The 12,658-nt window shown below is 72.0% G+C and carries 9 protein-coding genes; 6 read left to right on the top strand and 3 right to left on the bottom strand.

What is annotated here, in order from left to right; translation table 11 throughout:
* Positions 1 to 8 precede the first annotated feature (8 nt).
* Positions 9 to 728: a S1 family peptidase gene (locus V6V89_RS13400; RefSeq protein WP_334619400.1), complete on the bottom strand. Its 720-nt coding sequence runs from the start codon at positions 726 to 728 to the stop codon at positions 9 to 11.
* Positions 729 to 842: 114 nt separating this feature from the next.
* Here V6V89_RS13400 and V6V89_RS13405 point away from each other — a divergent pair, with 114 nt between their 5' ends.
* A complete protein-coding gene (locus V6V89_RS13405) occupies positions 843 to 1,601 on the top strand; it encodes an N-acetyltransferase (RefSeq protein WP_334619401.1) in 759 nt (252 codons plus the stop codon).
* On the opposite strand, the gene V6V89_RS13410 is transcribed toward V6V89_RS13405, so the two are convergent.
* On the bottom strand, positions 1,585 to 2,373 hold the full coding sequence (locus tag V6V89_RS13410; protein WP_334619402.1) for an SAM hydrolase/SAM-dependent halogenase family protein: 789 nt from the start codon (positions 2,371 to 2,373) through the stop codon (positions 1,585 to 1,587). The two genes, V6V89_RS13405 and V6V89_RS13410, sit on opposite strands and share 17 nt — an antisense overlap.
* Before the next feature lie 59 nt (positions 2,374 to 2,432).
* Between V6V89_RS13410 and V6V89_RS13415 the strand changes: the two genes are divergently transcribed.
* Positions 2,433 to 3,344 (top strand): LLM class F420-dependent oxidoreductase, encoded by a 912-nt coding sequence (locus tag V6V89_RS13415; protein ID WP_334619403.1) that lies wholly within the window; start codon positions 2,433 to 2,435, stop codon positions 3,342 to 3,344.
* 765 nt (positions 3,345 to 4,109) lie between these two features.
* Here V6V89_RS13415 and V6V89_RS13420 read toward each other — a convergent pair.
* Positions 4,110 to 8,594 (bottom strand): ATP-dependent helicase, encoded by a 4,485-nt coding sequence (locus V6V89_RS13420; protein WP_334619404.1) that lies wholly within the window; start codon positions 8,592 to 8,594, stop codon positions 4,110 to 4,112.
* Between the two features lie 155 nt (positions 8,595 to 8,749).
* On the opposite strand from V6V89_RS13420, the gene V6V89_RS13425 reads away from it, so the two are divergent.
* The 4 genes from V6V89_RS13425 (at position 8,750) to V6V89_RS13440 (ending at position 12,482) form a co-directional block, all read left to right on the top strand.
* Complete coding sequence (locus V6V89_RS13425; RefSeq protein ID WP_334619405.1) at positions 8,750 to 9,046, top strand: hypothetical protein; 297 nt, start codon at positions 8,750 to 8,752, stop codon at positions 9,044 to 9,046.
* A 121-nt stretch (positions 9,047 to 9,167) separates the two neighbouring features.
* Positions 9,168 to 10,475: a hemolysin family protein gene (locus V6V89_RS13430; RefSeq protein ID WP_334619406.1), complete on the top strand. Its 1,308-nt coding sequence runs from the start codon at positions 9,168 to 9,170 to the stop codon at positions 10,473 to 10,475.
* Positions 10,472 to 11,521 carry a hemolysin family protein gene (locus tag V6V89_RS13435; protein WP_334619407.1) on the top strand — a complete coding sequence of 350 codons (1,050 nt, stop codon included), beginning with the start codon at positions 10,472 to 10,474 and terminating at the stop codon, positions 11,519 to 11,521. The genes V6V89_RS13430 and V6V89_RS13435 overlap by 4 nt, the downstream gene beginning before the upstream one ends.
* Positions 11,522 to 11,531: 10 nt before the next feature.
* On the top strand, positions 11,532 to 12,482 hold the full coding sequence (locus V6V89_RS13440) for a sporulation protein (RefSeq protein WP_334619408.1): 951 nt from the start codon (positions 11,532 to 11,534) through the stop codon (positions 12,480 to 12,482).
* Positions 12,483 to 12,658 lie beyond the last annotated feature (176 nt).

Here is a 12,658-nt window from a genome sequence, read left to right on the forward strand (position 1 = left end):
AGGGTCCGTTACGCGGGCAGGCCGCCTACCTGGGTGTTGATCCAGGAGCGGATCGACGGCAGGTCGCCGTAGATGGACGGGCCGGTCGCGCACGTGGCGTTGTTGTTGCCGGCGCGGCTGGTGGCGCCGATGAGGTTCCAGCGTCCGTTGATCATCCGCACCTGCGGCCCGCCCGAGTCGCCGTAGCAGGCGCCGGCGTTGCCGTTGGTGTTGTTGGTGCAGATCTCGCCCGGGCCGTTGATGCCGATGCACCGGCTGTCCGCGACGATTGACGTGTCGAGCTCGTTGGCGACGGTTGGCGCGGGCCCACACCCACGGTTCGGGCAGGTCAGTCCCCATCCGATGATCCGCGTGGCGGTGCCGACCGCCCCGGACGAGGTCGGGATGGGCGCCGGCGCGTGGCTGACGGAGCCCGACAGCTGGAGCAGCTTGACGTCGATGCTCGGGTTGTTGACCGCACGGGTCACGCCGATCACGGTGCCGCCGCTGGTGCGGTTGACGCTGCCGACGCGCACCGAGCTGGGCGTGGGGCAGTGCTTGGCGGTGACCGCCCAGTTGGCCTTGATCAGCGAACCTGTGCAGCCCGACACGTACACCATGAACGAGTAGTTTTCGGTGGCGGGCCGCCCGTTCACGACGTACGGGCCGACGTCGGCGCTGGCGGCGTTCGGCACGGCTATGCCGATGGCCGCGAGGCCGAAGACGAGGAGCAGCCGGAGCGATTTCATGGTCGCCGTCCTTTCCCGGGGGGATTGGGGTGCTCCGACCATATCGATTGACTGGCATGCGTGGATGCATACCGAACTCGCCCTACCACCGGGCGATGAAACAGAATGGCGTACATGGACGTGGAGATCGCCACGGTCGCCGAGCGGCCGGACTGGGCGCCGATGCTGGGTCAGCTCGACGGGTTCTGGCCGCCGTTCATGACGAACGACCCGACCGCGTGGTTCTACTACGGCTACCACGTGTCCGCGTACCCAGAGTTCGTGCTCATCGCGGTCGACCGCGCCACCGGTCAACCGGTGGCGAAGGCGCACTCGGTGCCGATCTCCTGGGACGGCGACCCCGACGACGGGCTGCCCGACGGCGGGTGGGACTGGGTGGTCAGGGCGTCCGCGTACGACCGGCTGGGCGGCGGGCAGCCCACGATCGTGTCAGCGCTGGAGATCCTCATCCGGCCCGACCTGCGGGGCACGGGCATGTCGGGGCGGATGCTCACCGCGATGCGTGACAACGCCGCCAAGCGCGGCTTCGACGACCTGATCGCCCCGGTGCGTCCCAACGGCAAGCACCTGCACCCGGACATGCCGATCGACGAGTACGCCGCGTGGACCCGCGACGACGGGCTGCCGGTCGACCCGTGGCTGCGCGTGCACGTGCGCGCCGGCGGCCGCATCGTCAACGTCGCGCACACCAGCATGGTCATCCCGGCGCGCCTGGAGCGGTGGCGCGAGTGGACCGGGCTGCCGTTCGACACCAGCGGCGCGGTGCGCGTGCCGCAGGCCCTCAGCCCGGTGCACTGCGACGTCGCCCAGGACACGGCCGTCTACGTCGAGCCGAACGTCTGGGTGCACCACCGGCTCACCCAGACGAGTTGACCCGCACCACGTCACCCGGTGTCACCGAGAGCACGACCGCGGCGCGACCACCGTTGACCGCCACCGCCGCCCGGCCGGCCGAGTCCACGTACACGATCAAACCGCCGGGGGCGGCCTCGGCGAACGTGCCACCGCGCAGGGCGCGGACCCCACCGACGCGCAGCGTCGGCCCGAGGCCGTCGAGCGCCTCGCCCGGCGCGGCGAGCTGCACGTTGCCGAACCGGTCGATGGTCAGCACCTCCGCCTCCAACCAGCCGTCGCCGACCGCGACCACCGGGTCGGGCAGCCGCACGAGCCCCGTCGCGTCGACCGGCGGCCCGGCGTCGGTGAGCGGCGCGCCGCGCGCGAGGCGCGCGGCCACCGGCGCGAAGACATCGCGGCCGTGGAACGTGCGGGACACGTCGGGCGCGAACCACTCCGGATTCACCAGCTCGACAACGGCCTCGAGGCCGCCGAGCGCGTCCGCCGCCCATGGCAGCAGGCCGTTGTCGGGGCCCACGAGCAGGCCACCGGGGGTGCTCGCCGCGATGCCCCGCCGGGCCGTGCCAACACCAGGATCGACAACAGCCACGTGTACCGCCGGCGGCAGATGCGGCACCGTCTGGGCGAGCACGGCGGCCCCGCGAGGCACGTCGCCGGGCGCGACCGAGTGCGTGACATCAATGACGCGTACCTGCGGCGCAAGCCGTGCCACCACACCGTGACATGCGGCAACGAACCCGTCGGAGAGCCCGTAGTCAGTAGTGAAGCTGATCCAGTCGTAACCGGTCATGCCAGAACGTTAGCGGTCGATCGCTGCTCGTGTCCGACCGGGCGGGCTAGGGTGATCACATGCGGCTGTGTGTTTTTACGGAACCCCAGGAAGGCGCCACCTACGACGACCAGCTCAAGGTGGCGCTGCGCACCGAGGAGTGCGGGTTCGACGGATTCTTCAGGTCCGACCACTACCTGACCATCATGGGCGAGGACGGCGGGCCCGGCCCCACCGACGCGTGGGTGACGCTGGGCGCGCTCGCCGTGCAGACCAGCCGCATCCGGCTCGGCACGCTCGTCAGCTCGGCGACGTTTCGGCTGCCCGGGCCGCTCGCGATCAGCGTCGCGCAGGTCGACCAGATGAGCGGCGGCCGAGTCGAGCTGGGGCTCGGCGCCGGCTGGTACGAGCCGGAGCACACCGCCTACGGCATCCCGTTCCCGCCCATCAGCGAACGGTTCGACAAGCTCTCTGAGCAGTTGGCGATCATCAAGGGCCTGTGGGGCACCCCGTCGGGCGAGACGTTCAGCTTCCGCGGTGGCCACTACGACCTGTACGACTGTCCAGCGCTGCCGAAGCCCACCCAGATCCCGGGTCCGCCGGTCATCGTGGGCGGAGTCGGCCCCAAGCGCACGCCTGCCCTGGCCGCCAAGTACGCCGACGAGTACAACGTGGCGTTCCGGCCCGTCGACGTGACCGCGCAGGCGTACGAGCGGGTGCGTGCCGCGTGCGAGAGCGAAGGCCGCGAGCAGCCGATGGTGCTGTCCGTCGCGCAGACCGTCGCATGTGGACGAACTGCCGCGGAGGCGCGCGCCCGTGCCGAGAAGATCGGCAAGGAGCCCCCGATCTTCGGTACGCCCGACCAGGTCGTCGACCAGATCGGCCGGTACGCCGAGCTGGGCGCCTCTCGCTTCTTCCTTCAGATCCTCGACCTGTCCGACCTCGACCACCTCGACCTCATCGCGTCCGAGGTAGCCCCCCACCTCCCGTAACCCTCCCATCCCGCGCTCCGCGCTTCCCGCGCGCTCCGCGCTTCCCGCGCGGAGCGCGCGCTCCGCGCGGCCCGCGGCTTCCCCGCCGATCAAGGGCAAACGCACGTGGTTTGATCTCAAATCCACGTGCGTTTGCCCTTGATCGATGCGATCTCCCTTGATCTGTGCGCGCGGCGACGCCACCCACTGCGGGTCCGGCGGGCCTAGGGCGCCGCCGGTGCCGTCGGCCCGGCGTGCGAGCCTGACGGCCGTGGCGCTGGCACGGCCGCGGTGTGGCGGGGCCGGCCGTGCCGGCCGCTGGCTATGGATCGCGGAGGATTGCCGCCCCTGTAGGGCAGCAATTCGCCACGGACGCCGATGGCGTCCGGTCTTGGGGCTCCACCCGTCACCAGGGCGACTGTCGCTAGGGCGACGGTGGAGTCCCAAGATTGCCCGATGCGGCCCGTGGTGCGGTTGCGCGAGACCGGCGCTGAGCGACCGCGCGCTTTTCGCGCAGCGTGGTCTCCTTTGATCGCGGCCCGGCCGGGGCATGTGCGCGAGCCCCTGGGCGACTTCGATCAAGGAGATCTGCGTCGATCAAGGGCGAATGCACGCGGAAAAGAGATCGAAGCACGTGCGTTTGCCCTTGATCGACGGGAGAAGCGCGGCCGCGCGCGGTGCGCGGGCGCGGTGCGCGCCTCGCGTGGGGGTGGTGCGCGGGCGCCTCGCGTGGGGGTGGTGCGCGGGCGCCCCGGGTGGGGGTGGTGTGCGGGGGCGGCGGGTGGGTTAGCCGCGTAGGCGGAGGCCGCGGGGGGTTGCGCGGAAGCCGGCCGCGGTCAAGGCGTCGCGCAGTGGGGAGGTGTGGACGGCTTCGCCGTCGGCGCGCTCTACGGACAGTGCGCCCAGTGCGCCCGAGTGGACCGCGTCGGCCAAGGCCTTCGCGGCCGACGCCAGCGCGTCGCCGTCGTCTACAAAGGACAGCAATGTGCGGCCGCCGCGTTCGACGTACAGGGCCAGTTCGCCGCCGATCAACGCGACCAGTGCACCCGCTTTGCGGCCCGGGCGGTGGCCGGCGCCCTCTTGGGCGAGCACGCGGTCGGGCCAGGGCAGGGCGGCGCCGTACGGGTTGGCTGGGTCGGTGGCGGCCAGTACGAGGGCGGTGGCGGAGCCGCGATGGTCGTCGGCGAGCGCGCGCAGGCGGTCGACAGCGCCTGGCACGGCGAACTGTGCCGCGCCCAGCCCTTCGACGAAGTAGCCGCGACGGGCCGAGCCGCGCTCTTCCAGGGCCGCCAGCACGGGGTAGACGGCCGCGAAGCCGCCCGGCGCGCCCTCGGCGGCCACCGCGCCACGGGTGACGACGCCGTGCCGTTCGAGCAGGGTGTCGGCGAGCGCGGCGGCCCGATGGGTGGGATCGGTGTCGCGCTCGGGAAGCAGTGACCAGCGTCCGGCCATGGTGGGTGGGCCGGTGCGGGTGGGCATGGCGACGCGGCCCGGCCGGCGGTATCGGGTGCGGGTGGCGGCCGGCTTGGCGCGGTGGGCCCCGCCACCGCCGAGTGCCGCCCGCAGGGGCGCGAGCGTGTCGTTGGTGAGCCAGCCGGCCCAGACCAGATCCCACACCGTTGACACCAGGGTCGAGTCGTCTGTGGAGCCGACACGGTCTGAGAGCGCGCGGAAGAACAGCGCCTGACCGCCTGCCAGCGTGTCGAGCACCGCCTGGTGCAGCGGGGTGAGCACCAGCGACTCGTCGGGTGGCGGCAGGAGCAGCGGGGCGGCGTCGGCGTATGCGAGCGTGACCCAGCCGTCGCCGCCCGGGATCGAGCCAGCGCCCGCCCACAGCACCTCACCGCTGGCGCACAGCTCGTCGAGGTATGCGGGGGAGTAGTCGGCGACCCGTGCGGTCAGGACGAGTCGTTCGAGGGCGGACGCCGGCACGGCCGCGCCCTGCAGTTGCTCGACGGCGGCGGCGAGCGCCTCGATCCCGCGCGCGGACGTGCCGACCGACTGCCAGCGGGGCAGGAACGTGGCGAGCGCGCGGGGAGGCACGGGCTCGATCTCGCGGCGCAGCGCGGCGAGCGACCGGCGACGCAGCAGCCGCAGCACCTCGGCGTCGCACCACTCCAGGCCGGCCCCGTCGGGCGAGAACTCGCCGGAGACCACGCGACCCGTGCCACCGAGCCGGCGCAGGGCCTGCTCGACCACGAAGACGCCCAGCCCGAACCGGGCCGCGCAGGTAGCCGCCGTGAAAGGCCCGTGGGTGCGCGCGTATCGGGAGACCAGGTCGCCGAGCGGGTCGGGGACGGGCTCGACGTATGCCTGGGCCACGCCCACGGGCAGTGCGACGCCGAGCGCGTCGCGGTAGCGGCCGGCGTCTTCGATCGCGATCCACCGCTGCTCCCCGGCGATGCGCACCTTGAGAGCGCGGCGAGCTGATTCCAATGTGGACAACCAGTCGAGTGCGGCGCCGCGCGCGGACAGCTCGGCGTCGGACAGGTCGCCGAGCAACCGCAGCAACTCGGCCACGTCTTCGGCGTCGCGGGGGCGGCGCTCCTCGGTGAGCCACTGCAACTGCCGCTCGGTCGCGCCGACCACCGCCGGGTCGAGCAGCTCCCGCAGGTCTACGCGGCCCAGCAGCTCGCCGAGGAGCGTGGAGTCGAGTGCCAAGGCGGCCGCCCGGCGCTCGGCCAGCGGCGCGTCACCCTCGTACAGGAAGGCGCCCACGTATCCGAACAGCAGCGACCGGGCGAACGGCGACGGCTTTTGACTCTCGACCTCGACCAGCCGCACCTTGCGCCCGCCCAGGTCGCGCATGAGCCCAGCCAGCCCGGGCACATCGAACACGTCCTGCAGGCACTCGCGGGCGGCTTCGAGCGTGATGGGGAAGTCGCCGTACTCCTTGGCAACGTCGAGCAGTTGGGCGGCCCGTTGACGCTGCTGCCACAGCGGCTGGCGGCGCCGCGGGTCGCGGCGGGGCAGGAGCAGCGCCCGGGCCGCGCACTCGCGGAACCGGGACGCGAACAGGGCGGACCCACCCACCGCCTCCTCGACGAGCTGGGTGATCTCCTCGGGGTCGAACGCGACCAGCTCGGCGCCCGGCGGCTCGTCGGCGGTGTCGGGGAGCCGCACCACGATGCCGTCGTCGGAGGGCATCACCTGGGCGTCGACGCCGTATCGCTCAGCGAGCCGCTGCCCGATCGCCAACGCCCACGGGCCGTTGACCTTGGCACCGAGGACACAGTGGACGGCCATGCGCCAGTCGCCCAGCTCGTCGCGGAAGCGCTCGACCACCACCGTGCGGTCGTCGGGCAGGGAGCGGGTGGCCTCGCGCTGCTCGCGCAGGTAGGCCATCAGATTGCCGGCGGCCCACTCGTCGAGCCCGCCGCCGCGCAGCGCCGCCACGGCGTTCTCGTCGTCGTCTTTGACGAGGGTGCGTAGCCGCGCGCCGATCGCCCGGCCCAGCTCGACCGGCCGCCCGAGCTGGTCGCCCTTCCAGAACGGCATCCGCGCCGCAGCTCCCGGCGCGGGGGAGACGAGAACCCGGTCGGGGGTGATGTCTTCGATCCGCCACGATGTCGAGCCGAGCAGGAACACGTCACCGACGCGCGACTCGTAGACCATCTCTTCGTCGAGCTCGCCGACCCGGGCCGCCCGCTCGGCACCGGCCAGGAACACGCCGAAGAGGCCGCGGTCGGGGATCGTGCCGCCGCTGGTGACCGCCAGCCGTTGCGCACCGGGCCGTCCGGTGAGCACGTCGGCGGCCCGATCCCAGACCAGGCGGGGGCGCAGCTCGGCGAACGCGGTCGACGGGTAGCGCCCGGAGAGCATGTCGAGCACGGCGTGCAGCGCCGAGTCGGGCAGCTCGGCGAACGGCGCTGCCCGCCGGACCAGCTCGGCCATCTCGGCGACCCGCCACTGGTCGAGCGCCACCATCGCGATGATCTGCTGGGCCAGCACGTCGAGCGGGTTGCGCGGGTAGCGCAGCTCTTCGATCGCGCCGCTGGTCATGCGCTCGGCGACGACCGCACAGGAGACCAGGTCGCCCCGGTGCTTGGGAAAGACCACGCCCCGCGAGACGGCGCCGACCTGGTGGCCGGCGCGGCCGACGCGCTGGAGGCCGGCGGCCACGCTCGGCGGCGCCTCGATCTGCACGACCAGGTCGACCGCGCCCATGTCGATGCCCAGCTCCAGGCTGGAGGTGGCGACCACGGCTGGGAGCTGGCCGGACTTGAGCGCCTCTTCGATGTGTTTGCGCTCCTCGCGGGAGACGCTGCCGTGGTGGGCGCGCGCGATGACCGGCGGCGCCCCGGCGGCGGCGCCCGACTGCGCCATGATCTCGGCCGGCAGCGTGCCGATCTCGTGCTGTTCGGTCGCGATCTCGTTGAGGCGGGCGCAGAGGCGCTCGGCGCCGCGCCGCGAGTTGGTGAAGACGATCGTCGAGCGGTGCTGCCCGATCAGCTCGAACACCCGCTCCTCGACCGCGGGCCAGATCGACGGCCGCCGTGAGCCCTCCTCACCGGGATCCTCGATCTCGTCCAGGCGGGTCATGTCTTCGACCGGCACCTGGACCTCGACCTCGATGGTCTTGGCCGCTGGCGGCTGCACGACCTCGACCGGGTGCGCGCCGCCGAGAAACCGGGCCACCTCGTCGATCGGCCGCACGGTCGCGGATAGCCCGATGCGCTGGGCGGGCCGGGGCAGCAGCGCATCGAGCCGCTCCAGCGAGAGCGCGAGGTGGGCGCCGCGCTTGGTGGCCGCGACCGCGTGCACCTCGTCGATGATCACCGTCTCGACACCGGCCAGCGACTCGCGGGCGGCCGAGGTGAGCAGCAGGAACAGCGACTCGGGCGTGGTGATCAGGATGTCGGGCGGGGTGCGGGCGAAGCTGCGGCGCTCGTCGGCCGGGGTGTCACCGGTGCGCATACCCACCGTGATGTCGGGCTGCGGGACACCCAGCCGGGAGGCGGCGTGCCGGATGCCGGTGAGAGGGGCTCGCAGGTTGCGCTCGACGTCGACGGCCAGCGCCTTGAGCGGGCTGACGTAGAGCACCCGGCAGCGGTGCTTGGGGTCGGCCGGCGCGGGCTCGCGGGCCAGCCGGTCGAGCGACCAGAGGAACGCGGCCAGCGTCTTGCCGGAGCCGGTGGGCGCCACGACCAGGGCGTTGCGGCCAGCGCCGATCGCGCGCCAGGCACCGGCCTGCGCGTTGGTAGGCGCCGCGAAGGCAGCGCGGAACCACTCCCGCGTCGCCCGTCCGAACTGCGCCAGCACCTCAGCCATGTGTCCAATCTTGCCTACCAGGTACGACACAAACGCCACCGCGCGTGACCAGAGTGGCTGCTGTGGCAAAAGAGAAGACTTACTGGCTTGCCGGTAATGGACCGGGTCGGGTAGCTTCGCCGGGACACAGCGCTGTAGTGGAGGGGTGACGGCCTGTGACGAACGTTCTCGAGCATGACACCGATGTGCTGGTCAGGCAGGTCGACAGCCAGCTAGCTCTGATGCGACTGTCGGGGGGAGCCGACATGACGGTCGCGGAGCGGCTGGCCGGCAGCCTGCGCGAACTGATTGTGAGTACCACCCGGGCCAGCGCGGTCGACCGGGCCCGCGTGCGCGCCGCCGTGCACTACCTGATGCTGCGCCGGTCGCTGGTCGCGGATCTTCGCGTGGTCAACGAGATCGCGCGCTCGCTCGGCCGGGATGACCTGGTCGTACAGCTCGCCGGTGCGTGAACCCTCACAGCGAACGTACAGGGTCCGCCGATAGAATCGTGGCCATGATCGAGGCCACTGCCCAGGAGGGCAGTAGTACCGAGCCGGGTGACGCCCGGCGCTCCTCCTCCGCGAGCCCATCGTGTTGATCACGATCGGCCTGCTACTCATCCTGCTGCTCACCGCCGCCACGGGCTACTTCGTCGCGCAGGAGTTCGGTTACGTCGCCGTCGACCGCGGCGCCTTGCGCCGCATGGCCGACCATGGCGACGCCGCTGCGCGGCGTGCCCTGAAGGTCACCGGCCGGCTCTCGTTCATGCTGTCGGGCGCACAGCTCGGCATCACCGTGACGGTCCTGCTGGTCGGGTACGTGGCCGAGCCGTTCGTGGGCAAGGGCCTGGCAGACCTATTGGGTACCGCTGGCGTGCCGCAGTCCGTCAGCCTGCCCATCTCGCTGGTGCTGGTGCTGCTCCTGTCGACCGGCATCCAGATGGTGCTCGGCGAACTGGCTCCCAAGAACTACGCGATCGCCCGCGCGGTGCCGCTTGCCCGCGCGCTCAGCCGGTCGACCCTCATCTACCTGGCGATATTCGGCCCGGTGATCCGGATCTTCGACCTGGCGGCCGCGCGGCTGCTGCGCCGGGTCGGTGTCGAGCCGATCGAGGAGCTGCCCACCGGCGCCACCGCCGAAGACCTCACGCAGATCATCTCGGACGCGCGCGCACAGGGACACCTCGACGCACAGACCTCGATCCTGCTCGACCGCGGCCTGGACTTCCGCCGCCTCACCGCCGGTGAGGCGATGGTGCCCCGCGTCGACGTGCACACGATCCGTGCCAGCGAGCCGGTGTCGAAAGTGGTCGACCTGCTGGAGACCGGAAACTCGCGGTTCCCGGTGCTGGGCGACGACGGCGTCGACGACGTGGTGGGCGTGGTGGGCATCTCCGACGTCATGGAGGTGCCGCCCGCCGAGCGCCAGACGACGCCGGTGACCGTGCTGGCGGTACCCCCTATGCTGGTGCCGGAGACGCTGCCGCTGCCGGCGGTGCTCGACCGGCTGCGAGCCGGGCATCGTCAGCTCGCGTGCGTGGTGGATGAGTATGGCGGCTTCGCCGGCGTGGTGACCCTGGAAGACGTCGCCGAAGAGCTGGTGGGTCCGATCCGTGACGAGGACGACCACCCGGAGCCGGCGCCGACGCGCCTAGCGGACGGCGCGTGGCTCGTGCCGGCGCGCTGGCGGATCGACGAGGTCGCTGATTTCACGGGCATCGCGCTGCCGCTCGCGCCGGAGTACGACACAGTGTCGGGCCTGGTAATGCGCGAGCTCGGCCGGGTGCCGGCGGTCGGCGACCGGGTCGAGATCGGGCTGCCGGAGGGCGCCGTCGTCGTGCGGGTCGAGTCGGTGGGCCGGCGGGTGCCCGAATCGGTGCGGCTGGAGGTACTGGCATGAGCACCCCCCTCGCGCTGGTGCTCTCCGCGGCGCTGCTGGCGCTCAACGGCTTCTTCGTGGCGGCCGAGTTCGCGCTGGTGGGCAGCAAGCGGTACCGGTTGGAGCAGGCCGCCGCCAGCGGTGGCCGCGCGGCCCGAGCGGCGCTTGCGGGCAGTCGCGAGCTGTCCCTGATGCTGGCCGGCGCGCAGCTCGGCATCACGCTGTGCACGCTGGGGCTCGGCGCGCTCGCCGAGCCGGCGATCGAGTCGCTGCTCGGCCCGGGCCTGCACGCGGTCGGCCTGCCCGACGCGGCCAGCCACGTGATCGCGTTCCTGGTGGCGCTGCTGGTGGTGGGCTTCCTGCACCTGGTGGTCGGCGAGATGGCGCCGAAGTCGTGGGCGATCACCGACCCGGAGCGCTCGGCGGTGCTGCTGGCGCTGCCGTTCCGGGCGTTCACCCGGGCGACCCGGCCGGTGCTGGCGATCTTCAACGGGCTGGCCAACGGCGTGCTCCGGCTTGCCAAGGTCGAGCCGCAGGACCGGCTGTCGGAGGTGCACGGCCGGGAGGAGCTGCGGATCCTGCTGGAGCAGTCGCGCGAGCACGGCACGCTGGCGGCTGACCAGGAGGAGCTGCTGTCGAGCATGCTTCAGCTCCAGCGCACGACGGTCGCTGACGTGATGACGCCGATCGACCAGCTTGTGACCGTGTCGGCGGGCGACAGCGCCGAGCGGATCGAGGCGGTGTCCCGCTCCTGCGGCCGGTCGCGGCTGGCGGTAGCGAACGGCACGTACGTTGGTCTCGTGCATGTGCGCGACGTCGTCCGGGCCACCACGCAGGGTCGGCCCGCGACCGCGGCCGACCTGATGACGGCACCGTTCACGCTGCCGCGTACCGCCAACGTGATGGACGCGGTCGCGTCGATGCGCGCCGAGCGTGCGCAGTTGGCGCTGGTCGGCGACGACGCCACGACGGTCGGCTTCGTCGCCCTGGAAGACCTGCTCGAAGAGGTCATCGGCGAGTTCGACGACGAAACAGATGCCGTCCCGCGGGGCCGGCGGATGCGATAGGAGCAACCGGATGGTTTTCAAGAAGCTGCGGGCCGCCTTCGGGGTGGGCGGCCCATCGGTCGACACCGTGCTGTCCAACCCCAACACCCGGCCAGGCCTGACCCTCGAAGGTCAGGTGCACATCCTGGGCGGTGACCATGACGTCGAGATCGAGCAGGTCGCGCTCGGGCTGGTCACGCGGGTCGAGGTGGAGAGCGGCGACGCCAACTACGACGCGACGGTGGAGTTCCACCGGATCGCGGTGGCGGGGCGGTTCCCGCTGAAGAAGGGCGAGCGCAAGGAGATCCCGTTCACGTTCCCGGTGCCGTGGGAGACGCCGGTCACCGACGTGTACGGCCAGCGCCTGCACGGCATGACCATGGGCCTGCGCACCGAGCTCGCCGTAGCGCGCGCGGTCGACAAGGGTGACCTCGACCCGGTGCACGTGCACCCGCTGCCCGCGCAGGAGCGCATCCTCGACGCGTTCACCGGGCTGGGTTTCCGCTTCAAGAGCGCCGACCTGGAGCGCGGGCGGATCCGGGGGCTGAACCAGACGCTGCCGTTCTACCAGGAGATCGAGTTCTGGCCGGCGCAGCAGTACGCGGGCAGCATCAACGAGGTCGAGCTGACCTTCGTGGCGGACGCGCAGGGTGTCGACGTGGTGCTGGAGTTCGACAAGCGTGGCGGGTTCTTCACGGGCGGGCAAGACGCGTTCGGCCGGTTCCGGGTCGAGCACGCGACGGTGGACCAGACCGACTGGGCCGCGGTCGTCGACGGCTGGGTTCGGCAGGCCACCGAGCGGTACTCCAGCTTCCGCGCGTCGTACGGTCACGGCGGCGGGCACGGTAAGGGGCACGGCCGGGGGATCGGCGTCGGCGGGGCGATCGCCGGGGCGGGCGCGGGCCTGCTGGGCGGCATGGTGCTGGGCGAGGCCATGGAAGGAATGTTCGAGGGCGGCGGCGAAGACTTCGGCGGCGAGTAACGCTTCTCGGCGCGGCGCCCTCCTTGCCTCGATCAAGGGCGAATGCACGTGGTTGGATCTCTTTTCCGCGTGCATTCGCCCTTGATCCATGCGATTGCCCTTGATCGGCGGGCCTTCGCGGCGGCCTTTGACCGCATCCCGCCGCGCGGGTCACGTCGGCCGGCCACGCGGCGTGG

Source organism: Micromonospora sp. CPCC 206061, assembly GCF_036906915.1.
In the GTDB taxonomy this organism is placed as follows: domain Bacteria; phylum Actinomycetota; class Actinomycetes; order Mycobacteriales; family Micromonosporaceae; genus Phytohabitans.

What these genes read in the sequence shown, in the direction of transcription:
- V6V89_RS13400 (WP_334619400.1), bottom strand. Translation starts at nt 728, where the DNA reads ATGAAATCGCTCCGGCTGCTCCTCGTCTTCGGCCTCGCGGCCATCGGC.
- V6V89_RS13435 (WP_334619407.1), top strand. Translation starts at nt 10,472, where the DNA reads ATGAGCACCCCCCTCGCGCTGGTGCTCTCCGCGGCGCTGCTGGCGCTC.
- V6V89_RS13440 (WP_334619408.1), top strand. Translation starts at nt 11,532, where the DNA reads ATGGTTTTCAAGAAGCTGCGGGCCGCCTTCGGGGTGGGCGGCCCATCG.
- V6V89_RS13420 (WP_334619404.1), bottom strand. Translation starts at nt 8,594, where the DNA reads ATGGCTGAGGTGCTGGCGCAGTTCGGACGGGCGACGCGGGAGTGGTTC.
- V6V89_RS13410 (WP_334619402.1), bottom strand. Translation starts at nt 2,373, where the DNA reads ATGACCGGTTACGACTGGATCAGCTTCACTACTGACTACGGGCTCTCC.
- V6V89_RS13405 (WP_334619401.1), top strand. Translation starts at nt 843, where the DNA reads ATGGACGTGGAGATCGCCACGGTCGCCGAGCGGCCGGACTGGGCGCCG.
- V6V89_RS13415 (WP_334619403.1), top strand. Translation starts at nt 2,433, where the DNA reads ATGCGGCTGTGTGTTTTTACGGAACCCCAGGAAGGCGCCACCTACGAC.